Origin of the sequence: Acinetobacter legionensis (assembly GCF_048552295.1) — a bacterium.
In the GTDB taxonomy this organism is placed as follows: Bacteria; Pseudomonadota; Gammaproteobacteria; order Pseudomonadales; family Moraxellaceae; genus Acinetobacter.
The window spans coordinates 75960-102956 of the sequence record NZ_JBIMCW010000006.1 but is presented as its reverse complement, the minus strand read 5'-3'; the positions used below and the strand labels follow the sequence as shown (position 1 = coordinate 102956).

General features: G+C 37.4%; 28 protein-coding genes and 4 tRNA genes. 17 read left to right on the top strand and 15 right to left on the bottom strand.

The annotated features are described in order from the left end of the window. Nucleotides 1-7: 7 nt before the first annotated feature. Both ACG916_RS06750 and ACG916_RS06745 read right to left on the bottom strand, forming a co-directional pair. Nucleotides 8-2035, bottom strand: coding sequence for a M3 family metallopeptidase (locus tag ACG916_RS06750; RefSeq protein WP_419327699.1), 2028 nt, complete (start codon nucleotides 2033-2035; stop codon nucleotides 8-10). A gap of 92 nt (nucleotides 2036-2127) precedes the next feature. Further along, entirely contained in the window at nucleotides 2128-2769 is a 642-nt protein-coding gene (locus tag ACG916_RS06745) for a hypothetical protein (protein WP_419327698.1), read from the bottom strand. Nucleotides 2770-2829: 60 nt separating this feature from the next. On the opposite strand from ACG916_RS06745, the gene ACG916_RS06740 reads away from it, so the two are divergent. Then, complete coding sequence (locus ACG916_RS06740; protein WP_419327697.1) at nucleotides 2830-2991, top strand: hypothetical protein; 162 nt, start codon at nucleotides 2830-2832, stop codon at nucleotides 2989-2991. A gap of 505 nt (nucleotides 2992-3496) precedes the next feature. Here the strand turns inward: ACG916_RS06740 and rnr are convergent. Further along, entirely contained in the window at nucleotides 3497-5947 is a 2451-nt protein-coding gene (gene rnr / locus ACG916_RS06735; protein WP_419327729.1) for a ribonuclease R, read from the bottom strand. A gap of 264 nt (nucleotides 5948-6211) precedes the next feature. On the opposite strand from rnr, the gene ACG916_RS06730 reads away from it, so the two are divergent. The 3 genes from ACG916_RS06730 to ACG916_RS06720 all read left to right on the top strand — a co-directional run bounded on the left by ACG916_RS06730 (nucleotide 6212) and on the right by ACG916_RS06720 (nucleotide 6517). After that, nucleotides 6212-6301 (top strand) — tRNA-Ser (locus ACG916_RS06730). 15 nt (nucleotides 6302-6316) lie between these two features. Further along, nucleotides 6317-6393, top strand: a tRNA-Arg gene (locus ACG916_RS06725). A gap of 47 nt (nucleotides 6394-6440) precedes the next feature. Then, nucleotides 6441-6517, top strand: a tRNA-Arg gene (locus tag ACG916_RS06720). A gap of 47 nt (nucleotides 6518-6564) precedes the next feature. Here the strand turns inward: ACG916_RS06720 and ACG916_RS06715 are convergent. Next, nucleotides 6565-7515, bottom strand: a complete 951-nt coding sequence (locus tag ACG916_RS06715) for a hypothetical protein (RefSeq protein ID WP_419330230.1) — start codon at nucleotides 7513-7515, stop codon at nucleotides 6565-6567. A 200-nt stretch (nucleotides 7516-7715) separates the two neighbouring features. On the opposite strand from ACG916_RS06715, the gene ACG916_RS06710 reads away from it, so the two are divergent. From ACG916_RS06710 to ACG916_RS06685, 6 genes are all read left to right on the top strand, one after another. Then, complete coding sequence (locus ACG916_RS06710) at nucleotides 7716-7913, top strand: hypothetical protein (protein WP_336953511.1); 198 nt, start codon at nucleotides 7716-7718, stop codon at nucleotides 7911-7913. 201 nt (nucleotides 7914-8114) lie between these two features. Continuing rightward, the gene (locus tag ACG916_RS06705) at nucleotides 8115-8774 is read left to right on the top strand and encodes an amino acid ABC transporter permease (protein WP_419327695.1); all 660 of its coding nucleotides are present in this window, start codon (nucleotides 8115-8117) and stop codon (nucleotides 8772-8774) included. Further along, on the top strand, nucleotides 8764-9429 hold the full coding sequence (locus ACG916_RS06700) for an amino acid ABC transporter permease (RefSeq protein ID WP_336953513.1): 666 nt from the start codon (nucleotides 8764-8766) through the stop codon (nucleotides 9427-9429). Before ACG916_RS06705 ends, ACG916_RS06700 begins: the two co-directional genes overlap by 11 nt. Nucleotides 9430-9431: 2 nt before the next feature. Further along, nucleotides 9432-10163, top strand: coding sequence for an amino acid ABC transporter ATP-binding protein (locus ACG916_RS06695; protein ID WP_419327694.1), 732 nt, complete (start codon nucleotides 9432-9434; stop codon nucleotides 10161-10163). Between the two features lie 146 nt (nucleotides 10164-10309). Beyond that, nucleotides 10310-11131 (top strand): transporter substrate-binding domain-containing protein, encoded by an 822-nt coding sequence (locus ACG916_RS06690; protein ID WP_419327728.1) that lies wholly within the window; start codon nucleotides 10310-10312, stop codon nucleotides 11129-11131. Between the two features lie 73 nt (nucleotides 11132-11204). Then, nucleotides 11205-12068 carry a cysteine ABC transporter substrate-binding protein gene (locus ACG916_RS06685; protein ID WP_336953516.1) on the top strand — a complete coding sequence of 288 codons (864 nt, stop codon included), beginning with the start codon at nucleotides 11205-11207 and terminating at the stop codon, nucleotides 12066-12068. A 68-nt stretch (nucleotides 12069-12136) separates the two neighbouring features. On the opposite strand, the gene ACG916_RS06680 is transcribed toward ACG916_RS06685, so the two are convergent. Further along, entirely contained in the window at nucleotides 12137-12574 is a 438-nt protein-coding gene (locus ACG916_RS06680; RefSeq protein WP_336953517.1) for a winged helix-turn-helix transcriptional regulator, read from the bottom strand. Nucleotides 12575-12680: 106 nt separating this feature from the next. Here ACG916_RS06680 and ACG916_RS06675 point away from each other — a divergent pair, with 106 nt between their 5' ends. From ACG916_RS06675 to ACG916_RS06665, 3 genes are all read left to right on the top strand, one after another. After that, nucleotides 12681-13940, top strand: coding sequence for an MFS transporter (locus ACG916_RS06675; protein ID WP_419327693.1), 1260 nt, complete (start codon nucleotides 12681-12683; stop codon nucleotides 13938-13940). Nucleotides 13941-14069: 129 nt separating this feature from the next. Continuing rightward, nucleotides 14070-14146 (top strand) — tRNA-Arg (locus ACG916_RS06670). 96 nt (nucleotides 14147-14242) lie between these two features. Next, on the top strand, nucleotides 14243-15028 hold the full coding sequence (locus tag ACG916_RS06665) for a YidX family protein (protein ID WP_336953519.1): 786 nt from the start codon (nucleotides 14243-14245) through the stop codon (nucleotides 15026-15028). A 24-nt stretch (nucleotides 15029-15052) separates the two neighbouring features. Here the strand turns inward: ACG916_RS06665 and ACG916_RS06660 are convergent, their stop codons facing one another. Then, nucleotides 15053-16342: an SRPBCC family protein gene (locus ACG916_RS06660; protein ID WP_419330229.1), complete on the bottom strand. Its 1290-nt coding sequence runs from the start codon at nucleotides 16340-16342 to the stop codon at nucleotides 15053-15055. A gap of 189 nt (nucleotides 16343-16531) precedes the next feature. On the opposite strand from ACG916_RS06660, the gene ACG916_RS06655 reads away from it, so the two are divergent. Beyond that, nucleotides 16532-17032, top strand: a complete 501-nt coding sequence (locus tag ACG916_RS06655) for a YcxB family protein (RefSeq protein ID WP_004816919.1) — start codon at nucleotides 16532-16534, stop codon at nucleotides 17030-17032. Nucleotides 17033-17079: 47 nt separating this feature from the next. After that, nucleotides 17080-17718 (top strand): fumarylacetoacetate hydrolase family protein, encoded by a 639-nt coding sequence (locus tag ACG916_RS06650; protein ID WP_004725784.1) that lies wholly within the window; start codon nucleotides 17080-17082, stop codon nucleotides 17716-17718. A 356-nt stretch (nucleotides 17719-18074) separates the two neighbouring features. On the opposite strand, the gene ACG916_RS06645 is transcribed toward ACG916_RS06650, so the two are convergent. Together ACG916_RS06645 and ACG916_RS06640 are read right to left on the bottom strand one after the other, a co-directional pair. Then, nucleotides 18075-18875, bottom strand: a complete 801-nt coding sequence (locus ACG916_RS06645; protein WP_419327691.1) for an AraC family transcriptional regulator — start codon at nucleotides 18873-18875, stop codon at nucleotides 18075-18077. Nucleotides 18876-19088: 213 nt separating this feature from the next. Then, nucleotides 19089-20333 carry a YihY family inner membrane protein gene (locus tag ACG916_RS06640; protein WP_336953522.1) on the bottom strand — a complete coding sequence of 415 codons (1245 nt, stop codon included), beginning with the start codon at nucleotides 20331-20333 and terminating at the stop codon, nucleotides 19089-19091. 120 nt (nucleotides 20334-20453) lie between these two features. Here ACG916_RS06640 and wrbA point away from each other — a divergent pair, with 120 nt between their 5' ends. Then, nucleotides 20454-21047 carry an NAD(P)H:quinone oxidoreductase gene (gene wrbA, locus ACG916_RS06635; protein ID WP_336953523.1) on the top strand — a complete coding sequence of 198 codons (594 nt, stop codon included), beginning with the start codon at nucleotides 20454-20456 and terminating at the stop codon, nucleotides 21045-21047. A 108-nt stretch (nucleotides 21048-21155) separates the two neighbouring features. Here the strand turns inward: wrbA and ACG916_RS06630 are convergent, their stop codons facing one another. From ACG916_RS06630 to ACG916_RS06610, 5 genes are all read right to left on the bottom strand, one after another. Beyond that, nucleotides 21156-21518 carry an FmdB family zinc ribbon protein gene (locus tag ACG916_RS06630; protein WP_209827964.1) on the bottom strand — a complete coding sequence of 121 codons (363 nt, stop codon included), beginning with the start codon at nucleotides 21516-21518 and terminating at the stop codon, nucleotides 21156-21158. A 223-nt stretch (nucleotides 21519-21741) separates the two neighbouring features. Further along, nucleotides 21742-22602: an acyl-CoA thioesterase gene (locus tag ACG916_RS06625; protein ID WP_419330227.1), complete on the bottom strand. Its 861-nt coding sequence runs from the start codon at nucleotides 22600-22602 to the stop codon at nucleotides 21742-21744. 153 nt (nucleotides 22603-22755) lie between these two features. Beyond that, nucleotides 22756-23331, bottom strand: a complete 576-nt coding sequence (locus tag ACG916_RS06620; protein ID WP_336953525.1) for a xanthine phosphoribosyltransferase — start codon at nucleotides 23329-23331, stop codon at nucleotides 22756-22758. 103 nt (nucleotides 23332-23434) lie between these two features. Next, on the bottom strand, nucleotides 23435-24139 hold the full coding sequence (locus ACG916_RS06615; RefSeq protein WP_336953526.1) for a DUF3108 domain-containing protein: 705 nt from the start codon (nucleotides 24137-24139) through the stop codon (nucleotides 23435-23437). A gap of 154 nt (nucleotides 24140-24293) precedes the next feature. Further along, nucleotides 24294-24974, bottom strand: coding sequence for a hypothetical protein (locus ACG916_RS06610; RefSeq protein WP_419327689.1), 681 nt, complete (start codon nucleotides 24972-24974; stop codon nucleotides 24294-24296). A 232-nt stretch (nucleotides 24975-25206) separates the two neighbouring features. Between ACG916_RS06610 and ACG916_RS06605 the strand changes: the two genes are divergently transcribed. Then, a complete protein-coding gene (locus ACG916_RS06605) occupies nucleotides 25207-26088 on the top strand; it encodes an energy transducer TonB (RefSeq protein WP_419327688.1) in 882 nt (293 codons plus the stop codon). An 84-nt stretch (nucleotides 26089-26172) separates the two neighbouring features. Here ACG916_RS06605 and ACG916_RS06600 read toward each other — a convergent pair whose 3' ends face one another. Beyond that, on the bottom strand, nucleotides 26173-26655 hold the full coding sequence (locus ACG916_RS06600) for an ankyrin repeat domain-containing protein (protein ID WP_336953529.1): 483 nt from the start codon (nucleotides 26653-26655) through the stop codon (nucleotides 26173-26175). A 52-nt stretch (nucleotides 26656-26707) separates the two neighbouring features. After that, the gene (locus ACG916_RS06595; protein ID WP_419327687.1) at nucleotides 26708-26992 is read right to left on the bottom strand and encodes an antibiotic biosynthesis monooxygenase family protein; all 285 of its coding nucleotides are present in this window, start codon (nucleotides 26990-26992) and stop codon (nucleotides 26708-26710) included. Nucleotides 26993-26997: the final 5 nt, after the last annotated feature.

Sequence of the window (26997 nt, the reverse complement as noted above, 5' to 3'; positions counted from 1 at the left end):
CGTTTTTTTAGCTATTCGTCCAACCTTGATGACGTAATAATGCATCTATTTTAGGTTCACGACCACGGAAATTGATAAATGCATCAAGTGCTGTATCTTTTCCGCCAACTGCAAGGATTGCCTTACGGAACTCTTGTCCAGTTTGGGTATTAAACACACCCTCATGTTCAAAGCGGTCAAAAGCATCGCTTGCTAAAACTTCTGCCCATTTATAAGAATAATAACCGGCAGCATAACCGCCCGCAAAAATATGGCTAAAGCCATTCTGGAAGCGGTTATAAGGTGCTGTTGCTAAAACCGCATACTTCTGGCGAATATCATCTAAAGTTGCTTGGATTTGTTCAGCATTTAGGGCAGGTGTAAGTTTATGAATGGTTAAATCGAACAGTGCAAATTCAATTTGTCGTAAAGTTTGCATACCTGACTGGAAGAAACGAGCATCGAGTAATGCTTTTAAAAGATGCTCAGGAAGTGTGTTTTTAGATTCAATATGTTCACTGATTAAAGCCAAGCTTTCAGTATCCCATGTCCAAAATTCCATAAACTGGCTAGGTAACTCTACTGCATCCCATGCAACACCATGTGTTCCAGCAACTGCAATATTGTCCACTTCTGTCAACATATGGTGTAAGCCATGACCAAACTCATGGAATAAGGTATTCACTTCATCATGTGTTAATAGGGCAGGTTGGTCACCGACAGGTGGGGTAAAGTTCCCAACCATATAACAGATTGGTTTTTGTAACCCCGTTTCGGTTTGCATACGCGAGCGGAAACCACTCATCCATGCACCACCACGTTTACCGTTACGCGCATAGAGATCAAAGTAAAAGCCACCAATCACAGTGCCTTGGTCTTCTAGTTCATAATAATGGGCATCTGCATGCCAAAGTGGTGCTTGGCGTTCAATGACTTGAATTCCATATAAACGATTGACCACATTAAATAAGCCTTGAATCACTTTAGGCGCAGGGAAGTATGGTTTTAAATCTTCCTGAGAAAGGTTGAACTGTTGAACTTTTAGTTTTTCAGAATAATAACTGCTGTCCCAAGGTTTTAGCTCATCTATGCCATCTTGTTTGGCAATGGCTTTGAGTTCTTCAATTTCTTTTAATGCAGGTATACGTGCATGTTCTGCTAAATCAACCAGAAATTGATCAACAGTGGCCACATCGGGTGCCATTTTTGAAGCAAGCGAATATTCTGCAAAATTGTCAAAACCTAAAAGCTTGGCCATTTCCTGACGTAAGCTGAGGATTTCAACCATTACGGGTGCATTGTCAAATTGCGTATCGCTAGCTTGATCTGAGGCGCGTGTAACATAAGCGTGATAGATTTCTTCACGGAGCGCACGATCTTCTGCATAGGTCATGATGGCCAAATAAGATGGAATATCTAAGGTCGCAACAGGCTGATCTAGTTCGCGTTGTTGACCATATTGTTTGAGTAGTTCAATACTGCCTTGTGGTAGACCTTTAAGCTGATCCGTGGTTAAAGTTTTGCTATAGGCTTGGGTTGAATCCAAAACATGATTAGAAAAATCAGAAGACAGTTGTGATAATCGTGCTGAAATTTCTGCATAGCGTTTTTTAGCTTCACCTTCAAGGGCAACACCTGAAAGTTTAAAATCACGTAAAGCCAGTTTAATTGCACTTTGTTGCGCCGTTGGCAAGTCGCTAAACATCGCATGATCATAAACATTTTGATAAGTTTGGAACAAAGCAACGTGTTGACCGATCTGAGTGTAGTATTCACTTAAACTTGGTAATAAGTCTTGATAGACTTCACGCGTTTCAGTGTTATTCATCACTGCGTTGAGGTGTGACAAAATTCCCCAAGATTCACTCATGTTATTTTCAAGTGAATCTACATTTTCGATCACTGCAAGTTGTTTTTGAATGCTTTCAGGGACTTGTACCAAGTCATTTAAAAAGTTTTGACCGTCTTGGATGGCTTTTTCAATATTTTGTTTGAGTTGATCTAAACTAATTTGATCAAATTGCGGTACTGGCAACGTTGCCTGTTCTAGTGTCATGAGCTTTATGCCAAATCATTTCTTAAGTTATAGATAGATGTAGGGCTTCTGGCAGGGGAAATCAAGGTGTGACAATAAAATTAACACAGATGTTAATGGACTTGTTTGGTTTTCAGGTTGTATTCAAAAGGGATAGAATATGCACCCGCATCAAAACTGATGCCTAAAATATCTTTTTTAAGATAAAAGCCATTTGCATTTTTTAGCGCAATAAAATCTCGATCTTCTGAATAGTATCGGTATCGGTATAGGTATTGCAGATCTGCGCTATCACAGTCATTAGACGTTTTAGAAAGCGTTGCTGTTTTATTTTCAATACATGGATCAAGTTGCTGAGCAATTTCATTTGAGATTTGTGCTGCGGACAATTGATATTTTTGTAGTATTTGTGACAATGTTGCGAACTGTTTATTTTTTAAATCGATCACATAATACTTTTCACGATAATAGCTGCGTCCGCCTTCAATTTCTAAATGAGTATAAACACTTAAAAAGTTTTGATCCTGATAGATCTTTCCTGAACTAAAGTCGATACGTGTAGCATCATCTGCCAAAAGTTCGTGTGTGATCTGTTGGTTGATTTTTTCAAAACCTTTGCCTTGGATAAAGGGAATATTTCCTGAAAAATTCGTATATTGGGGGGGAATAGTTTGGGTTTTAAAGGTGATGGTTTCAGCAGAAGCTACACAGCTGAGTAGCAGTATTGAGAGTGATAGTATATTTTTAATTTTCATGCTGTTATTTCTAGAGTTATTTGAGTCGCTATGCATGCATTATAAAACAAGGAAGACTCTATGAGGGTACAAGAAAAGTATTTATTAAAAGTAGTAAGTTTTGATCCTGAACAAGAACCAGAAGAGCAACATATTTATTTGATAGAGGTTTATGACTTTACTTATGATGGGGATGAAGAATACGAGGAGCCATCATTAAGTGAAAAACTACATTTTTCTTAAAACAAAATCAATTTTTAAAAAAATACTCTGAAAATAAAGTTTTGTTAAAACAATAGTCAACCTGTCAAAAAAATCATACGCAAAAATATAATTTCTATTGATTAATATTTTTAATTAAATCAATTGCATGAGGAAATGAGTTGTTTGATTATAAAAAGCTTTCATTGCCACGCTTTACATTCAAAGTTTAAATACCATCGCGTAGGCGATGCCAAACCTTGCACTGCAAACAAAGCAGTGCTTTGTTTTTGCTCATGGGCGAGGGATACGTCCTGTACCCCCACCCAACGGCGACATCCTTGTCGCTACACGATAGAACGGCCATCTATGATTCAAAAGTATAAAAAATAATTGACAATTAATAGTTTATAAAAGTTCATACAAAAAGATAAGCTTGATTTGTGATCAATGGTTTGAAGCAAATCACTTGTATGAGTAATTAGGTGGTGTGACTATAATTATAAAAAAAGAGAGCCGAAGCTCTCTGATTTTGTACTAAGTAAAATTACTCAGTCTTTGCTTTTGCGTTCGACTTTTTCTTTTTTGCTTTAGCCTTTTTCTTCACTTTATCTTTAGCCTTTGTTTCAGGCTGAGTTGCAGCACTTTTTCCAGGTTTTTTATTGTAAGAGCTGGGTTTTCCTTTGGGCTTTTTCTTTCGAATGGGACGTTCCCCATCTTCGCTGGCGTTCCCACTGTCAGATTCAGATTTAACTTTGACAGGACGTTCAGAAAAAACTTCTTCTTTGGCAACGGGTTTTGCAACACGTGGTGCACGACTACGGATGACACGGCCCGCATGCGACAGTTGTTGTAACAATTCAAAATCAATCTTACGTTCTTCTAGGTTAACCCCAGCAACTTTGATCTTGACTTCGTCACCCAAGCCAAAGGCTTGACCACGATTTTGACCAACTAAATTTTGACTAACTTGGTCATAAACAAAGTAGTCATCGCCCAATTGACTCACGTGAATCATACCATCCACATATAAATCTTTTAGGGTTACGAATAAGCCAAATTCAGCGGTTGCACTGATCACACCAACAAATTCTTCGCCTAAATGTTGCTGCATATAGTGACATTTCAACCATGAAGTAACCGAACGCGAAGCTTCATCTGCACGGCGTTCAGTTGCAGAGAAATGTTCACCCGCATCTTCTAATGCTGCACCTGAAAGAGGATACTTTTTGTTGGTTAAACTGGCTTTAATCGCACGATGTAATAGCAGATCAGGGTATCGACGAATTGGTGAAGTGAAATGGGTATATGCTTCATAAGCCAAGCCATAGTGCCCCACATTTTTTGGACCATAGTAGGCTTGCATCATTGAACGTAACAACACCGCATGAATACTCGGTGCATCAATACGATCTTTGGTTGCTTCAATCACCATTTGATAATCGGCTTGTGTCGGTTGGTCAGGGAATTTAAAGCCCAATAATTTTACAAAGTCTTTTACTTTTTGAATGCGTGAAAACTCTGGTGCTTCATGCACACGATACAACATTGGAACTTCATTTTTTAAGCAATATTCTGCTGCTGCAACGTTAGCAAGCAACATACATTCCTCAATAAGCTTATGCGCAACATTACGTGAACGCGGTAAAATTTCTTTAATTCCACCCAATTCATCAAAAGTCATGTAGGTTTCAACGGTTTCAAATTCCATTGCATGACGTTGTGCACGTAAACCTTTTAAAGTTTCATACAATTGGTAGAGCGTATTAACTGACTTACGGACATCACGGTCTTCAGGAATCGCATTGCTGTCGCCATCTAAATATTGTGCAACTTGGGTATAGGTTAAACGTGCTTTTGAATGCATCACTGATGGATAAAATTCAAATTTAGTCACTTTACCAGCACGACTTAAATTTAAATCACACACCATACATAAACGGTCAACATGTGGATTTAAAGAACATAAGCCATTTGAAAGTGCTTCAGGCAACATGGGTAATACATAGTGTGGGAAATACACGGATGTACCACGTTCTTGCGCTTCATCATCTAAAGGTTTACCAACACGGACGTAATGACTGACATCTGCAATTGCGACAACGACACGATAGCCACCACCAGGGCGTTTTTCAGCATAGACTGCATCATCGAAGTCACGTGCGTCTTCACCATCAATGGTAACTAAAGGCAAATCTCGTAAATCTATACGACCTTGACGATCCTTTGCAGAGGGTTCTTTAAACGCTTCGGCTTCTTTGATGACTTCTTCTGGGAATTCATAAGGTAAACCATATTCTAAAATGGTTTGCGGGATAATGATTTCAGTATCGGCTTTATCCGCCATTGATTGAATCACATGACCTGTCGCAAATTCATCTCGTGTTGGATAGTCATCAATTTCAACACGTAATGCATCGCCGACTTTGGCTTTGGCATGTTCAATCAGTTCTTTTTCTAAAGTTATGGGTTGATGCGCATTGGGCGGTGCAGGTTGAATAAAGTATTCACCTTCAAATTCTGCAACTTTACCGATCAGTTGTTTAACTCGACGTTGAGTCACTTCAGTAATATAGCCCCAAGCTTTACCTTTACGGTCTACAGAAGTTTGTTGGACTTTAACGCGGTCACCATGGAAGACTTGACGTAATTCGCGCTCAGGCAGAAGGAACTCATCTTTCTTCCCATCTAAGCTTGCAACGCCTAAACCTTTAGCGTTGACATAAACAGTAGCGTCTAGGGTAGGTTGATCGGCCATCAGCTGATATTTAAAACCATCTTTCATCAATTGACCATCACGGACCATTGCACTTAAACGATGGCTGAGCGCATCTATACTTTTTTGATCGACAATTTCAAGCAGTTCAACAAGATCTGCATGTGACAATGCTTCTTGTTTTCGTTCAATGATTTCTAGGATAAGGGTACGACTTGGAATGGGATTGTCGTAACGCTCAGCTTCAGCTTTGGCTTCAGGATCGACCCAATTTTTCATGATGTATTTGGTTTCTAGTCAGAAGATAGGATTAGCATAAGACATACAGTGGAATACTGCACGTAATTGATTGCAATATTGTGTTTTTAATTTAATTTTTAGAGAAATTTTCTTTGTATTTGTAGATTGTGATTGTTTTGCAGCATAAAAAAACAACAAAATGATGAAAATCGCTTAAAAAGTATTTAATTGAGTAAATTTCTCTATTTTTTTTAATGTCATCACTTGCCGAATCGGGTTTTAGTTTGTATTATGGCGGCTCGTTACGGTGAGATGGGTGAGTGGCTGAAACCACATCCCTGCTAAGGATGCATACGGGTAACTGTATCGAGGGTTCGAATCCCTCTCTCACCGCCAACGATTACTTATGACGCGCTCATAGCTCAGCTGGATAGAGCACTTGGCTACGAACTAAGGGGTCGGGAGTTCGAATCTCTCTGAGCGCACCAATAAGTTAATCATGATGTAACGAATGCCTTTTGGCAACACAAGTATTGCGCTCATAGCTCAGCTGGATAGAGCACTTGGCTACGAACTAAGGGGTCGGGAGTTCGAATCTCTCTGAGCGCACCAACTTGAAGAATTAACCGCATACGTTGCGGTTTTTTTGTACCTGAAATTTAGATTGATGATTTTAGTTGGTTGAATATATTGATTCTCTTGGCTATTTTACGAAAAATAAAATAGCTAAATGCAATAAGCCCAATAATAATGCCAGTTATCTCTAAATAGGAAAAAGTGCTAATTTTAAAAAGAAAAAAGATGCTAATTAAACTTAGACTAAGCCATAATAAACAGAAAAATAGGATTTCATTAAAGAAAAATATTTGAAAGAGCCTTTTGCGTAATTCCTTATTTTTAATTCGCATCAGAATTAAAAACCGATGTTTAAAACCGAATGAACTGTTTGGTGAGATTTCAGCTTTGGATAGCAGCATTCGATAAAAATGGACCTCATCAAAAGACGCATTGAATTTGTTTTTAACAGGCTGTTGTGTCTTTTCATTGTTACTTAACCATTTATCGACCTCAAAACAGGGGAGTAAAGACTCTCCAAAACCATCGATATCTAAATATCGATTTTGGGGTGTATTAAGTTCGAAAGATTTTGGCAGCCAATATTTTGAAGGTGATGGACTTTTGGGATCTCGATGTTTTTGTTCGATGAAATGGATCATATCCACCATTTCATTTCTAGTTTCTATGCTAAATGGATAAATCATCATTCCCATAATATCAGTAATGTTTAACTCGACTGAAAATGTTGGAGTACGTTGTAAATATTGTAAAAATGATTGAGCTAAAATTGCTACTTTTTCATCATTATAGAGTGCTGACCATATGTTGAGTCTGGATTTAAACGTTTCACAGCTTTTTAAGATCGTTGCACGAAAGACGTAATAGGTTAAGTCATCTTCATCTTGAATAGCGGTAATGTCTTCAACTTTAAATAAGGCCAACCAAAATAACGGAATAGAGTATTTAACTTCTTGATAGGTTTCATTTTCATCCATTTGCCCAATAGTTCTATCGAGATCGGATGAAATCAAAAGTGTTGAGTAATGTCCCATTTTTTTCCTTTTATTATCTGAATTTTTATAGAAATATTGATGAAATAATAGTACACGATTGATTGAGTTGGAATTTAAATAAAATGAGTTTTATCCTTTTTTACACGTCTATTCTTGTCGCAGCGCAAGGATTAGAACATCTATTCTAGGGCTAAAAACATTAAAATAATTAAAATAACCGAAGCTTTAGAAAGAAGAACATGAAGAAATATACAGATGGATATTATATTTACCAGCATGTTGATTTTATTTGTCATTTCAACCTGCAACAGTGTGATGGCTGTAATCGCACGTTGACAGGGTTTGTTTATGAACTGCAAATCCAAAGTTTAGAGAATGAATCTGTCATCTTCTGTGCTGAATGTATGGAATTGTTAGACGTAGTGAATGTCGAATAATTGCTTGGGGTTGATGAATATTCAATTTTAACTTCGCTGATTTTTTCTCACAAAAAAGTAAGCATTATCCAGCATTATTTTTATAGAAAAGCTTATCTGATAATCATATTTATTTAGAAAAAATTCTCACTGTAAGATGGTTCCAAATCATTTTTTCTGCTTTAGAGCGTAACAATAAAATAATTATTTTGGACGATTTCTTTGAATTGGCAATATATCTACAGTGTGATGCCACAGTTTGCTTCAGCAATGGTGACCACACTCAAAATCTCAATCATCAGTATTATTCTCGCAATATTGGTTGGTTTAATTTGCAGTATTCTCATTACCTATCGGGTACGGGTCTTTGACAAAATTGTCAAAATTTACATTGAATTATCACGCAATACGCCCTTATTGATTCAGTTATTTTTTCTCTATTACGGTTTACCAAAACTGGGGATTAAAATTGATGGATTTAGCTGTGGGGTCATTGGTCTAACTTTTCTAGGTGGAAGCTATATGGCTGAAGCCTTTCGTGCAGGTTTACAAGCTGTGGCCAAAGGGCAAATTGATTCAGGTGAAAGTATAGGACTGAATCCACTGCAAGTTTTTCAATATGTGATCTTCCCTCAAGCTCTAGCAATTTCAATTCCTGCAATTGGTGCAAATTGTTTATTTCTGATTAAAGAAAGTTCTGTGGTGAGTGCCATTGCAGTGGTGGAACTATTGTTTGTCACCAAAGACTTAATTGGTATGGATTATAAAACCACAGAAGCATTATTTCTCTTGATCATGTCTTATCTGATTATTTTATTGCCTGTGTCTATTCTCACCAGTTATCTGGAATACCGCAGTCGGAAGGTGAGCCATGGAATTTGATTATCTGTTTCAACCCAGTCATCTTGCACGATTACTGGAAGGGCTGTGGGTTACTGCAAAAATTGCCTTTATATCAGTATTTTTTTCAGCAATTTTTGGCACGATTTTCGGTGTCATTATGACGTCAAAAAATTTACTGATTAAAAGTTTGTGTCGATTGTATTTAGAAGCGATTCGGATTATTCCAATTCTGGTTTTATTGTTTGTTTTCTATTTTGGCTTTGCAACATGGTTTAACTGGCAGCTCTCAGCGGTACTGGTATGTATTGTGGTCTTTGTATTATGGGGCACAGCTGAAATGGGCGATCTAGTTCGTGCTGCCATCACATCGATAGATCAACATCAACACGATTCTGCACATGCACTTGGCCTGAGTCCTATGCAAACTTTGAGCTATGTGATTTTCCCACAGAGTTTAAAAAGAGTCACACCAGGCGCAATCAATTTATTCACGCGTATGATTAAAACCAGCTCTTTGGCAGTGCTGATTGGAGTGGTCGAAGTAATTAAAGTTGGACAGCAAATTATTGAAAATTCGCTGTTAATTGTTCCGAATGCATCTCTTTGGATTTATGGTTTGATCTTTATTTTATATTTTATCATTTGCTATCCCTTATCCCGTTTAGCGACGCATTTAGAAAAAGTTTGGGAGTAATCATGACTTTGTTATCTATACAACGTTTACAGAAATCATTTGCAGAAAGTCATATTTTACAAGGCATAGATTTGGACGTAAAACAGGGTGAAGTCGTGGTGATCCTTGGTCCATCGGGATGTGGAAAAAGCACATTGTTGCGTTGTATCAATGGCTTGGAAAAAATACAGGGGGGCACAATCAATTTAGCTGGCTCAGGTGTATTGGGCAAAGATTTAGCGTGGGTGGATGTACGTCAAAAAATTGGCATGGTGTTTCAAAACTATGAACTTTTTGGGCATATGAATGTGATTGATAACATTTTATTAGGCCCTTTAAAAGTTCAAAAACGAACAAGAGCTGAAGCTGAGAAAGTTGCAGACGAATTATTGAAACGTGTCGGTTTATACGATCGTAAGCGAGATTATCCGCGACAGTTATCGGGTGGGCAAAAGCAACGTATCGCAATTGTGCGTTCATTGGTGATGCAGCCTCAAGTGATTCTGCTAGATGAAATCACCGCTGCTTTAGACCCTGAAATGGTCCGTGAAGTATTAGATGTGGTTTTAAAACTTGCACATGAAGGAATGACCATGTTGATCGTGACTCATGAAATGTCTTTTGCCAGAAAAGTCGCCGACAGAATTATTTTTATGGATAAAGGCAAAATTATTGAGCAAGCCACACCTGAACAATTTTTTGAGCATCCACAGACTGAACGGGCAAAAGCCTTTTTAAATATGTTGAATTATTAACAGTAATTTAGACATCAATATTCACCCTAATAGCAACACATAATGATCTATAAAAATGAGGATGTATGGCTTTATCTTATTTAACTCAACCATCGAATTTTTTTAATATTTCCAACGTTGTTCGAACATTGAGTGTGGCCTTATGTATGGGAATGTTGAGCGCATGTAGTCAGCCAACTGAACCAATTGCATCAGCGGAGCAAAATACCCAGAATGATCAATCATTAGATCAGATTAAAAAGCAGGGCGTGTTTCGTGTGGCTGTTTTTGCAGATAATCCACCATTTGGTTATGTGGACAGTGCAGGTAAACCACAAGGTTTTGATATCGCTTTAGCAAAAAGAGTGACCAAAGATTTGCTTGGGGATGAAAATAAAGTTGAATTTGTGGTGACTGAGGCTGCTAACCGTGTGGAGTTTTTAAAATCGGGTAAAGCAGATGCGGTATTTGCCAGTTTTTCAGTCACTCCTGAACGTAAACAAGTGGTTGATTTTGCCCAACCGTATTTAAAGGCTGCTTTAGGCATTGTATCGCCTAAAGCCAAGACGATTACCAATATTCAGCAGCTCGAAGGCAAAACCTTGATCGTCAATAAAGGCTCGACATCAGATATTTATTTCACTAAGAATTACCCAAAAATTAATTTATTAAAGTTTGAACAAAATACTGATGCTTTTAATGCACTGAAAGATGGTCGTGGTGATGCAATTTCTCAAGACAGTACTTATGCCTTGGCATGGGCAGCTGAGAATCCAACATTTACGGCGGGAATTCAGCAAATTGGTAATCAAGACTTTATTGCACCTGCAGTGAAAAAGGGCAATACCCAACTTCTAAATTGGCTCAATACTGAAATTTCAAGCTTACAAAGAACAGGTGAAATTCAGAAGATTTATGATCAGACCTTAAAGCCAGTTTACGGTGGAACTGTGGACGCTCAAGTCTTTTTGGATGTGAAACCGAAATAAAAATTGCATCAAAGCGTTTAAATACGAAAAGAAATCATCGTTTAAGTATGAAAATAGATTAGAGGAAAATTAAATGAACATATCAATAAAACAGCTGACTCATCTACTTGCAGCCTCTGTGCTTAGCTTAGGGTTGGCGGCGTGTAATAAAAATGCTTCAACAACTGAAAAAACTGCTGAAACTGAAAAAACAAGCTCAAGTATTGAACAAATTAAGAAAAATGGTGTGGTTCGTATCGGGGTGTTTAGTGATAAGCCACCTTTTGGTTACTTGGATTCACAAGGTAAAAACCAAGGATTTGATGTGGAAATTGCTAAGCATGTTGCCAAAGACCTATTAGGAGATGAAAACAAAGTTCAATTTGTTTTAACGGAGGCTGCCAATCGTGTGGAGTACCTTAAAGCCAATAAGGTCGATATTATTTTTGCTAATTTCACCGTGACACCTGAACGCAAGGAAGTTGTAGATTTTGCTCAGCCTTATTTAAAAGTTTCTTTGGGTGTTGTATCGCCTAAAGCCAAGCCAATTACAGATATTGCACAACTTAAAGACCAGACTTTATTGGTCAATAAAGGCACGACAGCAGACTCATTCTTTAGCAAATCACATCCTGAAATTAAATTACAAAAGTACGAGCAGAATACAGAGACCTTTGATGCTTTGAAAGATGGACGTGGTGTGGCTTTGGCACATGATAATTTATTGGTACTTGCTTGGGCAAAAGAGAACCCAAATTATACAGTGGGTATTACCAGCTTGGGTCAGCATGATTTGATTGCACCTGCAGTCAAGAAGGGTGATAAAGAATTATTGGATTGGTTGAATCAAGACTTAGAAAAATTATCTAAAGCAGGGGTTATCCAGCAAGCATATGAAAAGACGTTAAAACCTGTCTACGGTGATAGCATTAATCCAAAAGATTTATTGGTTGAGTAAAACCATTAAAACTTAAGTTTGCTCTTTAAAACGAGTATCCACTTTAACTGGGAAAACATGATTTGCATTTAATTGATCTTTTTCACAAAGGTCTCTTGTGCAAGTAGATGTTTTCCTTTTTTTGTCATTGGCTGCATAAGTGCCAATTCATCACCTGTATTTTTCTCAAGCAAAATAGAATGTGGTTGATCCTCAGCAAATAAAAATTGCTCACCCCATTGACGTAATGCCACGATGATTGGAAACAGTGCATAACCTTGTGCAGTGAGCACATATTCCAAATAGGCTGAACCATTAGATGCCGGTTGGTTCTTTAGAATTTGAGCATCAACAAGTTTTGCCAATCGATCAGACAAAATATTTTTGGCGACATGTAAATTTTTCTGAAAATCACTAAATCGTTTTACCCCATCAAAAGCTTCGCGAATGATCAATAAAGCCCAACGATCTCCAATCAATTGCACTGACCGCGCAACTGGGCAAGCTTCATATTTATCTTGATTCATCAGTTGTCCATATTTCATCTTAAAAATAGACTATAAATCTAGTTGCAATTTAAAACAAGATTGCGTAATTTAATCTGGTTGCAAATTAAAACCAGATTGGTGCAAAATGAACAAAACAGATCATCAACAGCGCAATAAAACAAGAGAACAGCAGCGATCTCAGCTTTCTCCAGCCTTGGTGATGCTGTTGGCGTGTGCTGCTGGATTGAGTGTTGCAAATGTTTATTATGCACAGCCATTGCTGGATTTGATTGCCCAAGATTTTAAATTAGATTATTCGTGGGCGGGGTTAGTTGTTTCATTGACTCAAGTGGGATCAATCATTGCATTAATTTTTATTGTGCCTTTAGGCGATTTAATACCACGAAAATCTTTGATGTTGTTTCAGTCCATCATTTTATGCCTAGCTTTAATCTTGTTGGTTTTTTCAGATCATATTTTCACGTTGTTATTGAGTATGCTGATTGTGGGCATGTTGGGCACAGCGATGACCCAAGGCTTAATTGTTTATGCATCAGTTTTGGCGGCTGCTGATGAACGCGGCAAAATCGTGGGTACAGTCCAAGCAGGTGTGTTGATTGGTATACTTTTATCTCGGGTACTGTCTGGTAGTTTAGCCGATTGGTTTGGATGGCAAGGGGTATATATATTCTCAGTATTATGTATGAGTATGATCAGTGTGTTTTTATGGAAATACTTAGCTGTTATCTGCATCGAAAAAGATCCTACTCAGCAATTCACTTATTCCCAGATAATCTTTTCATTGTTTGAACAATTGTTTAAAAATAGAGTGTTACAGATTAGAGGTGTACTTGCTTTCATCATTTTCGTCAATTTAAATCTGTTTTGGAATGCACTGGTGTTTCCTTTATCTGTTCAGCCTTTTGAATATTCACATAGCTTGATTGGTTTTTTAGGCATCATTGGTGCCATCGGTGCAGTTATGGCAATCCGTGTTGGTGGGTTAGCTGATCGAGGCTATGCGCAGCGTGTTACACAATATGCGTTTCTACTACTGATCGGAGCTTGGGTTATTTTAAACTGCTTATATTTTTCAATTTGGATTTTTATTTTAGCGATTATTTTATTAGATGTAGCTATTCAATCAATCCATGTGATTAATCAAAGTCTGATCTTCCAAGCGGATATTCGACTACATGGGCGATTGGTGGGTGCTTATATGTTATTTTATGCATTGGGTAGTGCCGTGGGCTCATTACTGGCAACAACACTCTATGGTCATTGGGGATGGTATGCCGTGTGTGCTGCTGGAATCCTATTGAGTATAGTTGGCTATTTATTTTGGTTGTTTACTGAAAAATATTTAATTCAATTTCAAATGAAACAGCATGCAAGCAGTGTATAAATACGTAGATTCTAGGTTTTTGTCGATTTAAAGATAAATAGCCCAAATACTAAACACTTGGTGCTTAAGTATTGAAATAATCCTTAACAAAAAAATGAAAAGGCGTATAATGCGTCCCATCAAGACGTCGCGCTCATAGCTCAGCTGGATAGAGCACTTGGCTACGAACTAAGGGGTCGGGAGTTCGAATCTCTCTGAGCGCACCAACTTGATAAAATATTAAAAAAACCGCTTTATTGCGGTTTTTTTGTGCCTAAATGATGGCACAATGAGCAAGATAATAAAAATAAGGCCAATCATTAATGAATAAATATCTCTCATTCTTTATCGTGTTGGTCATCAGTCAAATGACTGGATGTACCGCCATTCTGTGGAATAACAGTGATTCTGGTAGGTTGGCGACGGGTAAAGTGGTTTCAACCCATGCAGATCGAGTAATTGTAGATCAGGATCAAATTGTCGGTTTTGCCTGTTTAAAAGAAAATGCTTCCTCAAAAAATAGCCATGATATAAACAATGTAGATATCTCCTTAATCGTGGTTGGGCAAAAATATGCGTATATGATTGATATTGGAAATAAGGAAATTTTAGAAACCATTCGATCTGATTTAGACGCCAAGTATTGGCGAATCAAACCAGTCCGTCCGAGTGACAATTATTTTAGCTTGTCTTTAATGCCGGAAAGCGATGATCAAAAAAATCCACAAGCAGCTCAATTTAGCAGTGATATTGAACTGTATTATGCAAAAAAGAATTTAACTGGACAGGAAGAAAATAAGTTATCTCGACTTGGACTGAGTCAATACGAATATGGCCGGGAAAACTCTGAATTTTATCAAAGAAAAATTGGATTGGTTGGACGTGTAGTGGGGTTAAACGCTGAAATTAAAAATATGAAATTTCAGAACTTTAGTCAGAACTATACAATTGCGATGTATACACAAGGAAAAACCAAATACTCATTACATTCTAAAACACTGTTGCAGAAAATAGCCTTAACCCCCGTCACTTTAGTCGGTGATCTGATCGCAATCCCGTTATATTTTCTGTTTAATATTGGCACAACAATCAAACATCTTGCTGATTAATTGAGTTTAAAAGTTCAATCTGCACTATTTTACTTTTTGAGCAAAAATTGCGTTTGCACCCAGTGCCGGTAACATTTCATGGTAGGGTAAACTACGTGCTGCTTTGAGTAAGAATGGTGCTTTTTCATCAATTTTGATGGTAGTGGTCATTTTGAGTAAGGTGTTATTGCCTTGGGGTAAAAATTGAATTTGACCTTTGAGATAACGTAGATCACCGCCATTGGCATAGAAGTTATTTTCGGTGGCTTTGGGATAGCTAAAATGCATTTTAAAATCAAAAGGAATACTAATAACCCCTAATCCAACACTGACTTTAAAGTCTGCATCTTGTGCTTGTGTGTTGAGCACTGTGGTTTTAATACTTTTGATTTGTTTTGGAAAAATCTCTTTATAGGATAAGGGTTGTGTCCAACGTTGTAATTGTTGCGGGGTGGCATTTAAGTATTGATAGCTTGTGGTAAAGCGTAAAACCTCTCGACCATGGGTATAATGTACAGTGACAGGATTAAGTACAATACTGACGGGCTGTTGCGCGTTGGCACTGACCTGTACAATTTTATTGATTTGAGCTGTATTTAATTGTGGGCTAGGCAGTTGCCCTTCAGTTAATCCAGTCACTTTTTTAGCCGTATATTTATTTTTGAGTGCTTCTAAAACAAAGGCACTCGAACCATTTGGAATTGCCAGTTTTACTTCAGGAAATGCATTTAAAATTTTCTTAAACAGGAAACCTTGCGGTTGGTTTAAATCGCCCCATTGTGTCAGGGTCACTAAAGTTTTGTTGTTAGTTAAATTGAACCATTCAAATTTCCCTAATGCATAAGGAATTGGACCATCAATCACCATGGTTGAAATACTATTTTGTCCAATTTGATGTTGCATCACCACATCTTCATTAAAATTTAACACAGGTATCGGTGTCGGGATGGATATACGATATTTTAATTGACTGATCGCTCCTGCCGTTTCGATGACTTTTGCTGATTTTAAAGTAGGGAATAACCCAACATATTGTGTGTAATTGCTTAATGTCTTAGCCACTTCTTGGCTACTTACAGGCACAACAATGGCTGCTGTTGAAAATTTAGCGATAGGTTGGGTTTGTTTAGAGAATGTCGGTAGTGACGTTTTGGTTGCTGGATGGGCATAAATTAAAATATTGTCTTGGGCAATTGCCGCAATTTGCTGGGCATTATTGTCAAATGGCTTTAACGCACTGGGAATATTATCGGTCCAAGTGACCAATTTTGCGAAACTGATTTGACTGATACTGACTAAGAGTATTACACCGACATTTAAATAAAATACTTTCATCATAATTCCTTTTGTGCCTTGATAATCGGCAATATCTTGTTCTTATAAAAACCATTTGTATGAAAGACCCTAAAAGGATTCACTTTTAAAAAATAGAGGTGTTCTGTAAAACAAGATGAAAATCCGCATCTCGCAAGAAAAATCTAGTGTAATATCTTGGCATCGTAAAATATTTGTATTGAAGCAACTATGTCAGACACCCAGCCTGCATTATCTGCACGTTATTATCTTAATTTAGAAGAATCTCAAGATGGTTTTAAACTGGCAACTTTTGGTAAAAAGCAAATTAGCCAATTTCTCACGCCTTTGGTCAGCATCGGAATCATGGTTTGGGGGATTTACCTCGGTTTAGAGGGTGTGGGTAAATATTATGTTTGCTTAGGTGCTTTTTTCTTAATTCTGCAAATGCTGATGCGGTATTGGTTTTTACCGATGATGTTTAAACGCCAATTCGTTAAATATCAATTTGGTAAAAGCGAACAAGGTATTGAATTATTTCAAGACTATATGGAATTATTCAGTAGTGGCCGTCCAAAACAAGTTCATCATTATTCAGATGTAGATAAATTTGCAGAAGGCAAGCTTACCTATATGATCGAATTAAAAAATCGTACTGTGGTGATTGTGCCTAAACGAGCATTTGCTACACCCGCAGATCAAACGATTTTTATCAATACTTTTAAAAAGTAATTTGGAATTATAAAGTTTTTAACGCTGAGCAATAAGAAGGGAACAATATGAGTACACGTCCATCTAAAATTGTATGTGTCGGTCGTAGTTATGCAGCGCATGCAGCAGAATTAGGTAACGCAATTCCAGATCGTCCAGTCTTATTTATCAAGCCGCCCAGTAGTTTGATTTCATTGCAAGACGGTATCTCTTGGAATGAGGCGTGGGGAAATTGCCACCATGAGTGTGAACTGACGTTACGTATCGACAAGCCACTTAAGGGCGAAACCAATTTAGATAAAGTATTGGATGCGATTGGTGCGGTGACTTTAGGCTTAGATTTAACTTTACGTGATCTCCAAGATGACTTAAAGGGCAAAGGCCAGCCTTGGGAGCGTTCAAAAGCTTTTGATGGCTCATGTGTACTGGCAGATTGGGTCAGTGTGGATGAAATTAAAGATTGGTCGGCTGTTACATTTGAATTTGCAGTCAATGATGAAGTTCGACAAAAAGGCGATACGGCTTTATTGATTTTTGATATTGCTTACTTACTCGCAGACATCTGCCAAGTATTCTCTTTAGAACCAGGGGATGTGGTGATGACAGGGACACCTGCAGGTGTTGCAGCATTGGCTTCTGGTGATCAGTTGAGTATGACTTTACATGGTCAAAGCCAAGATTTTGTTTGGAAAACTTTTGTAAAATAATCACTTAAAATTCAAGCAACCCAGTGTTTATTTATAATCAATACGCATTGGGTTTTTATTTTCTAGAGCTTATAAAACAACAATTCATTGCTAGCTATTAGGATATATCTCGCTTTATTTATCAGTTGAAATTTATACCACTGCTATTTTTTAGCTGTTGTTTGAATAGTATTAAAATCGCCAATTGGCTCATCATAATAAAATTACCCATGGATGACTTTGGTAAATTACTACATAACCCAAAGTTAAAGGCAGCCCACGCATTTTTAGATCGGCGTATAGATTGGTCGGGAAGATTATTGATTATCTGTATTTAGATCACTCCACTTCATCTACTCAAAATTTAAAAAGTTGATTTAGCGATGCAACAATTTTCTAAACTGATCTGGGGTACACATCATCCAACGTTTAAACATATTGATAAAAGCAGAAGCATTGGCATAACCTAAGTCCAGTGCAATGCTTTCAACCGTTTTTCCCTCATTGAGCATAGACATTGCTTTCATGACTTTAAGGCGTTGTCGCCATTCATTGAGTGACATAGCCAACTCTTTTTGACTCAGTCTTGCCAAGGTGCGTTCAGTCATATTAATCCGTTGGGCTAAAGACTCTAGCGTACTGTGATCAGCAGGGTGGGCATGTAAAAAATCCAAAACTTGTTTTAAGGCAGCATGATTGGTATGGGGTAAATAACTACCGATTAATTCAGCATGTTGTAATTGATCATGTAACACCTGTAATAGCCGCAAATATTCAGGCTCAGATGCTTGCATTGGGTGCTGTTTGATGTGCTGTAAAATTGCTGAAACCAAGGGTGAGGTTAAAAGAATTCCTGCTTGTTGGGGTAAGGCTTTACATAAGGACTGATGAACATACAAAGTTGCATGGGAAACAGGAGTCCGATTTAAACCACTGTGTTGCGTATTTGGTGGTAACCAAACTCCATATGGAGGGGGCGTAATATAATTAATTTGACCAATATTGACTTCCATTACCCCATTAAAGGCATAAATAAATTCGCCCCAAGCATGCCCATGTTTAGGATAAACAGACAGTGCGGGATCATGTCGAAAAATAAGCCATAATGGTGCAATAATCTCATCATTGGTACTGAGTTGAGTCAGTATATTTTTCTCGCTTGTTTTTGTTATTGTCATGCAAAGATTGCCTGAATAAAAAAGATCTGTTGTCCACTTTGAATTATATCCTATAAAAAAGACAGGTTTATACCATTGTGGTGTCTTTTATCCGCTTTATGCAGTGGATTTGGCTATTGCGAAATTATAATGATTCATCAAAAAGTTATATAACTTCCCATTTCCAATGGGCATTGCTTGGAAAGGGAAGTTGTTTATCTATCTTGATTAAAATTACTTATCATCCAAAATGGTTGAAAGCGGAATCGATAATTTGGCTGCCAAATATTCATCGGATTCGATTAAGGTTGGACCGATATGTTTCATCCAAACATCATCATCATGTACATGTTCAACATCATGACGACGAGGGAGGGTATAAGGTAATGATGTATAGAATGACCAGAAATCAATTTCATCTAAATTTCTGACCAGCACATATTCATTATTGTCAGTACATTTAACCAAATTCTGTTTTTCTAGAAGTTGGATATAAACTGGCCAGCGTCCAATTTCACCGCGACCTAAAATATTGAGTGCTTCTGCATCAGTTACCACTTCTCCCGTTTTTTGTTTTTTATAAAATAATTCCAGTATATCGAGCATCATCAACACAGGATGGCGGGTTTGGATTTTACCTGTATGAAATGCGGTAAGGGCATAGCTGATTTCTACACCCAATAAGACGATATTCCAAGATAAAAAGATCCATAATAGGAAAATTGGTACAGCAGCAAAAGCACCATAGACAAGGGTATAGCTGGTGAAATTTGCCATAACAAAACCAAATAGGTTTTTAAGTAGCTCAAATGCAATCGCACCGAAAAGACCTGCAATCGCGGCCGCTCGAACAGGAATACTACGATTTGGAATGGTCCAATATAAAATGAAAAAGCCTAAAGTGGTCAGTGCAAACGAAATGACCCCGAGTAACGCTGTACCATCAACTTCATAACCAGCAAAGTTATTACTTAAAACATTCATAGAGGCCAATGTTGATGAAATGACAAAGGCACTTCCCAATAAAATCGGACCTAAAGAAATAATGGTCCAATAACGCATAAAGCCAATGATGCCATTACGCGTTTCTTGAACACGCCAAATCCGATTAAAAACCGTTTCGATACTGGTAAGCATCAGTACTGTGGTAATGAATAAAAACAACACACCAATAACAGTTAAATTACTTGAATTCTCAGTAAAGACATTAAAAGCCTTATCGAAAGCAATGCTGGTTTTCGGTAAGAAATTACTGTAAATCATCTGCTGGAGTTGTTGTCTAGCAGGCTCTAAGGCTTTGATTGATGAGATAATAACCAAGAAAACAGTCAACATTGGAACAACAGCAAATAATGTCGTATAAGTGAGTGAACCCGCCTGTTCACGACAACGATCTGCTTCAAAACGACCAATTACAAAAAGAATGAATTGAAACCAAGTTTTTTCATAGAAGGGTAGTTTTTTAAGTAATTCAAGCATATATATCTTTGATCTCAATTATTTTTCGGTATGTCTTACATTTTCATTGTCTAGCTTACCCAAAAAAGCAGAAAAATACCGTATAGTTTTATTTTCTTATGTTGAAATCAAGAAATCTCTATGCAAGCTTATGTTCTCGTACTCTATTACAGTAAATATGGATCTACCAAAGAGATGGCACACTTGATTGCCAACGGTGTAGAAGCGGCGGGTGTGGCAGTAAAAATTCGGACGGTGCCTAACCTTTCCACTGTTGTAAAAGAAGCAGAAGCCAGCATTCCAGAACATGGCGATATTTATTGTACATTGGATGATTTACAAAATTGTTCAGGATTAGCTTTAGGTTCACCAACACGTTTTGGCAATATGGCATCTGAAATGAAATACTTTTGGGATCAAACCACAAGTCTTTGGTTAAATGGTGCATTACACGATAAACCCGCTTGTGTATTTACCGCGTCAGGTTCAATGCATGGTGGGCAGGAAAGTACCTTGTTAACGATGCTACCGCCATTGTTTCATCATGGCATGATGATCATGGGTTTGACCAATGCCAATCCAGCCTTATCCAATACCAAATCAGGCGGTACGCCGTATGGGGTTAGTCATGTCAGTGGACCACGTCATGACCAAAACTTAAGTTCCGATGAAAAAGCTTTATGTGCAGAACAGGGCAAACGTCTAGGTGAAACGGTTAAAAAGTTAAACCCATAATTTTTGATATTTTGTGGGTAGCTGCATAAAAATTGAAAGACTTCTCTTTTATCACGCTTTTAACGGATTAGAAGAGAAGTTCTTTGGCGAGTGATATTTTGAATTTTATTATTTTAAATTAAAGCGATGGTTACATTTTTTACATTGGTAATCAAAAAAGATATTTTGGTCAACAATCACACCTGCTCGTTTACCGAAGCGATTTCCTAGAAATCCACCAGTAATTCCAACACTGATTGCACCTACGAAGGTTCCTACAGTTCCACCGACAATAACACCTAATGGACCTGCAACAGTTCCAATAGCTGCACCAATTGACGCACCAGAGGCAGCGCCGCCTACAGTTCCTGCTGCTGCACCCGCAGAAGTCAATAATACACTGCCTGCTTTGCCTAAAAGTTGTTCATGGTCACGGCGTTCTAAGTCTGTAGAGCCACACTTTGGGCACTTTACTGTTTGTTCATCAGTCATTGATTTTTACTCACTCAACAAAGTCCATTTGTCTTCATTAAGTTATGGTTAAGCTTTATATTCACGTTCACTACTGGCATTTTTGTCATGCTTATCGCTATCGTTACAATCATGTCAGGGATATGACATGATTTTGATTGTAACTGAATACCGTGATCAGTCTTTATATTTTGTGTGAATGTAATAGGTAGAATGATTGATAGAAGCTTATAGAAACATCTTGTTATTGCTTGAGCCGCATTAAGCTTTCCTGATTAACGCTACACACCAATCTACCATCTTGCCATATCCGCCCGAAATTAAGCCCTCTAGCTTGGCTAGATAGTGTTGCATTCATATCATAAAGTAGCCACTCATCCACTCTAAAATCTGTATGAAAATAAATGCTATGGTCTAAACTTGCACTACGTACACTGCCGTTAGCATAACTGACACCATGTGGTCTAAGTGAAACCGTCAGCAGGTTATAGTCAGAATAATATGCAGCAATGGCTTGGTGCATCATGAGTGTATCTTGTTGAGTAGGAATAGTTTCAAAGGTTTGAAAATATTCAGCATAATTTGTGTCTAATTTTATCGGTTTAAATGGGTTGAATGGCTGCACTGGATGGATATTGATAAAAAATTGACGCATAAATATTGCGCGTGCAGGTTCAGGAACATCCTCATAAATCATTTGTTTCAGTTGTTGTTCTGGGATCAGTTCATCTGGCGAAGGGTAGTGAGGCGGTTCAATCTGATTTTCTAAACCTGCTTCAATATTGGCATATGAAACCATGGCTGAAAATATAATATGGCCATTTTGCCAAGCATAGACTTGGCGAGTGGCAAAACTTTTGCCATCCCTTAAATTTTCAACTTTAAACAAAATTGGAATATCTGTGCGACCACTGCGAATAAAATAAGCATGTAATGAATGTGCAGGGCGATTGGTGGTTTTTGATGCGGCAATTAATGCTTGTGCCACCAATTGCCCACCCACAAGGTGTGATCCAAATAATCGTGTGTTTTGCCCTTGAAATAGACCATCATCCAATTGTTGTACGTCGAGTAGATCAACTAATTTTTGAGTGATTGATCTCATTTATTATTTACCTGAGTGATATCTTTATTTGCACAATATAGCTGAGGGTTTGATCAAAATAAAAGGCAAAACAAAGACGCTACTGATCAAAAAGCATAAAAAAGAGCGCTTAAAGCACTCTTTTTTAATGAAAAACTTTGAAGTAAGACCAGCTTATTCTTCTACAAAGCTTACCGTACCGTTTGCCAAAGATTCAACACGTGCCAAAGATTCAACACGGTAGCCTTTATCTAATAACAATTGACGGCCTGGTTGGAAAGATTTTTCAATCACAATCCCAATACCCACAACTTCTGCGTCTGCTTGATGAATCAAGTCAGCAAGACCTAAAGCGGCTTGACCATTCGCTAAGAAATCATCAATAACCAAAGCTTTATCGTCTTTGCTAATATGTTTCTTAGAAATCGCAATGGTGCTTTCAATTTGCTTGGTAAAAGAGAATACTTTTGAACGATATAAATCATCTTTAAGGGTTAAAGACTGATATTTACGTGCAAAAATAACGGGTACACCAAGTTCCAAACCAGCCATCACAGCAGGCGCAATGCCTGATGCTTCAATTGTGATGATTTTGGTAATGCCTGCATCTTTAAAAAGACGAGCAAACTCTTGACCGATGAGCTGCATCATCACAGGGTCAATTTGGTGATTTAAGAAAGAATCGACTTTCAGAACTTGATCAGATAGAACGATACCTTCAGCTAAGATTTTCTGTTCTAGTGCGTGCACAGGGAGAATCCTCTAGAGGCAAGGTGCTTTTTAAAGCAAAGGCGTATTTTAAAAAGCACTAAAAAAAATGCAAGCTGAAATTGATCAAAAGGTGAAAAATGTCTTACTTTTTGTAACTGGTCAAGGTTAGGTTATAAGACGTTTTACCATCAACATGTGACATTTTCACGGGTAAATAGTCTAATTGAGGTGCTAACCAGAAAATTGAACTTTTTTCACCATTGTCATGGGTGAGTACAACTTTGACCGTGTTATAGGTTCCCGCAGGGGTTTTAATTGACTCAGTCCCTTGTTTAACAAAGCGGCGCGCATCTAAACCTTTTGCATCTGCAATCAAATAACTTGATTTTAGACCAGCACCTTTTAAATCTTCACGTACTTGTAACTCAGCATTTAATTCATCTAAAGCACCTGCTTTCCATGGGAAAGAACGTGCCTGATCTTTTTTCTTGGTATTAATGGTTTTGTTGTTTGGATTAAAGTTAATGGTCATGGTGTCATTATGTACCAACACTTTACTGGTGCGACTAAAACTACTTGAATTAATTTGACCATTACTAAAGGTAAAACGGCTTGTTTCGCTTGCAGATGCAATTGCCGCTGCTTTTGCAGCAAATACATAAGTCCAGTTATTGCCATTTTGACTCAGTGTACGAGTCGCAGTACCTAAGTTTTTACCATTATAGGCAAACTGGTAACTTGCTTGGAACGGACTCATGGCAAGCGCATTGCTAGAAAATCCAACCAATAACACTGCAGTTGAAATACCAGTTGCTATACTTAATGTTTTAAATAACGTTTTTGCCATCATTAAATGTCCTATACATTTAAAAGTATTTTTGGATATGACACCTATTATGCGGTGTAATTAAAGATAAAATATTCACTTTATTTCTAATCCTGTGAATTTATGTATACATTTTGATTGCTGTGACTTGAAATCTATCTTACCAATTAGAGATTTAATTCTTTTGCTCAATCGGGGTTACTTCTGTTTCTAGATCATCATCTTCGCCCCAGTCTGGGTCTTTATCTTCTCTAAATTTACTAAATAAAGCTGTTAGATTCACATTGCCAATTACAACCAACTCGGTCTCACGTAGTTCAGCATGATTCACATGGACTTTATTTAGTGTATCCATAATCGAACGATTTTTCCCTAACCAGCGATTGAGATCTAAGTGAAGTAATTCATCTTTTACTGTAATGACTTCAAATTTTTCTAAGATCATGCCTAAAGGATCTTTTTTCAATACTTTTTGGTAAAAGAATAAAGCAGCGTTTACGCCCATTTTGTACCAAACATTGGGATAACTGGCTTCGATCACTTGTGTGTTACTGATTTGTTCAAAAACAATCAACTGCATATCTTTGTTGAGTTCCATTTGAACTAATTTAAGATCCACCGAAAGAACCAAATGCATACCATTAACATTGAGTGTGGCATAAAGCTTTAGCCAGTCATCATGCAGGTCAGCATGTAAATCTTCTAAAATTTTGACATTGTCTGTGACAAAACGTTTAAACGTTGCATTTAAAAATACTTGTGATACCGGAAACTCGCGTTCTTCTTCTATAAAACCTTCTGCTTTTTGGTATACTTGTCGAATACGTTTAACGATGTTAGAAAGTAGCGTCGGCATAAGTATTGTCCCAAATCTTCATCATTTTTTAAGGCGATAAACTTGTCGATTATTAAAAAAATACAAGTCTAACGATTGCAGTTTAACAAAAAACATTGCACCATTTTGAGTGTTTTAAAATTACGTTTTTACTTTTACTAAATAAGTCACAAAGTTTGTGAATAATGTAAAGTCAAACTTATTTTAATAAATTTTAAATTTGGCGATTGGGGAATTTTGTCGGATTAATGTCATGATAAAAAAATTATTTGCCAATACAGAGCATTCTGAGTATTGGTGGCAAGACTCATTATTTGTTGGAGCTGTTTCTGCAGCTGTCATTGCACATGTACTTTTTTTATCTGTTCAATTTGGAATGCCCCAAGAAAATAATACCAGCACAAAAGAAATCGCAATCAGTATTCGTCCAAGTGAAGACGAAGTTAAAGATGCAGACTTTTTAGCGCAATCAAATCAGCAGGGTTCAGGAACATTCCGTAAAGAGCATCGTATTTCAAGTGATATGCCAGCGCAAGCAGAAGATAAGAGTTCGGGTGATCAGCAACTCGAAGCTTTAGAACAAATTCAGCAAAAAAGAGAATTGAAATTCGAAGAAAAAGTATTAATGACGGTTCTTAGCTGGCAAAAGCAAGCGGAACAGAATGATCGCAAAAAGGCCATGGAAGAGTTGCAGAGCCAGATGCAAGCTAAAACGGCAATGGTGGCGAGTCTAGAAGCTCAATATTTACAGAAACAACAAAATTTTAGTAAACAACAAAAAATTAAAACCTTAGATGGTATTCAAGCCAAGCAAGATGCATCTGCTGGATATTTAGATAAATTTCGTGAAAAAGTTGAAATGTATGGAAACCGATATTACCCAGATCTTGCCAAACAGCAGCGTCTTTCGGGGGAAGTCCGTTTAATGGTCATTCTCAATAATGAAGGTGGGATTCGTGCTATACGATTGATTGAAAGCTCAGGTCATTCAATCCTCGATGAAGCCGCCAAAAACTCAGTGCGTAAAGGTGCACCTTTTGGACGTTTTGACTCAAAAATGAAAGATATCTCTGAACTGAGGATTGTGCGTACTTGGCGTTTTGACCCAGCTGAATCTGAATTTGAAGTCCACTGATTGAATGGTGTAGAAATGAATGGTTGTGCTTATTTTTTTAGAAAGACTCATTTTAAAAACAATAAAAACTGATCTTTATATTGGTTAGTGATGATGGGTTTGATATTGCTCAACCAAAGCAATGCCTTCAGGAAACTTCATTAACAATGCTAAATCATAAGGACTTTTTGCTGTCCGATTTTTACTGTTTAAATTTGCACCATGTTCAAGTAATAATTTAACCAATTCATAATGATGTTGTGCGTTATAAAGCGCAGTCCACAGTGAAATATTTCCTGAACTGTCTTGCAATGCTAAATCTGCACCGTGGTCAATGATTGCTTGGGCGACATGAATATTATTTTTATAGACAGCGATGAAGTGTAGAGCTGTCTGTCCTTTGCTATTTTGTAAGTTGACATCAATTCCAAGTTCAATCAGTTTGAGTGCGATATCATCTTGTTGGTGTTGCAAGGCGTACATCAGTAAAGATGAGCCATCAAGCTGTTGATTGATGTTATCAGGGGTGATTTTTTCTAGTAACGCCTTACATTCACCATGCAAAATAAGTTGGAATAATTCTGACATACCAAAATCCCTTTTATAATTATATTTGGCGGATTAATTTTAGTCGTTTTCTTTAATATGATCTTGTGATTTCACAAATTTCAACACTAAATTTTTTATACCATTGTTGTTTGCCAATTCGTTGGGCAGCTTGATGTTCTGCATCTTTATGCCAAGCATGGATATCTTCAAGAGTATTCCAATAAGAAAGCGCAACTTCAAAGTCTTTTTCACAAAGAGACTCAAATTTTTGACAGTTAAACTGGCTTAAGGCTTTCTCTCGTAAAAGTTGTGCAGTTTGAAAATACCGTTGATCAAGCGTATTGATCTGTGCCTTAAAGATAACCACATATTTCATTTTCA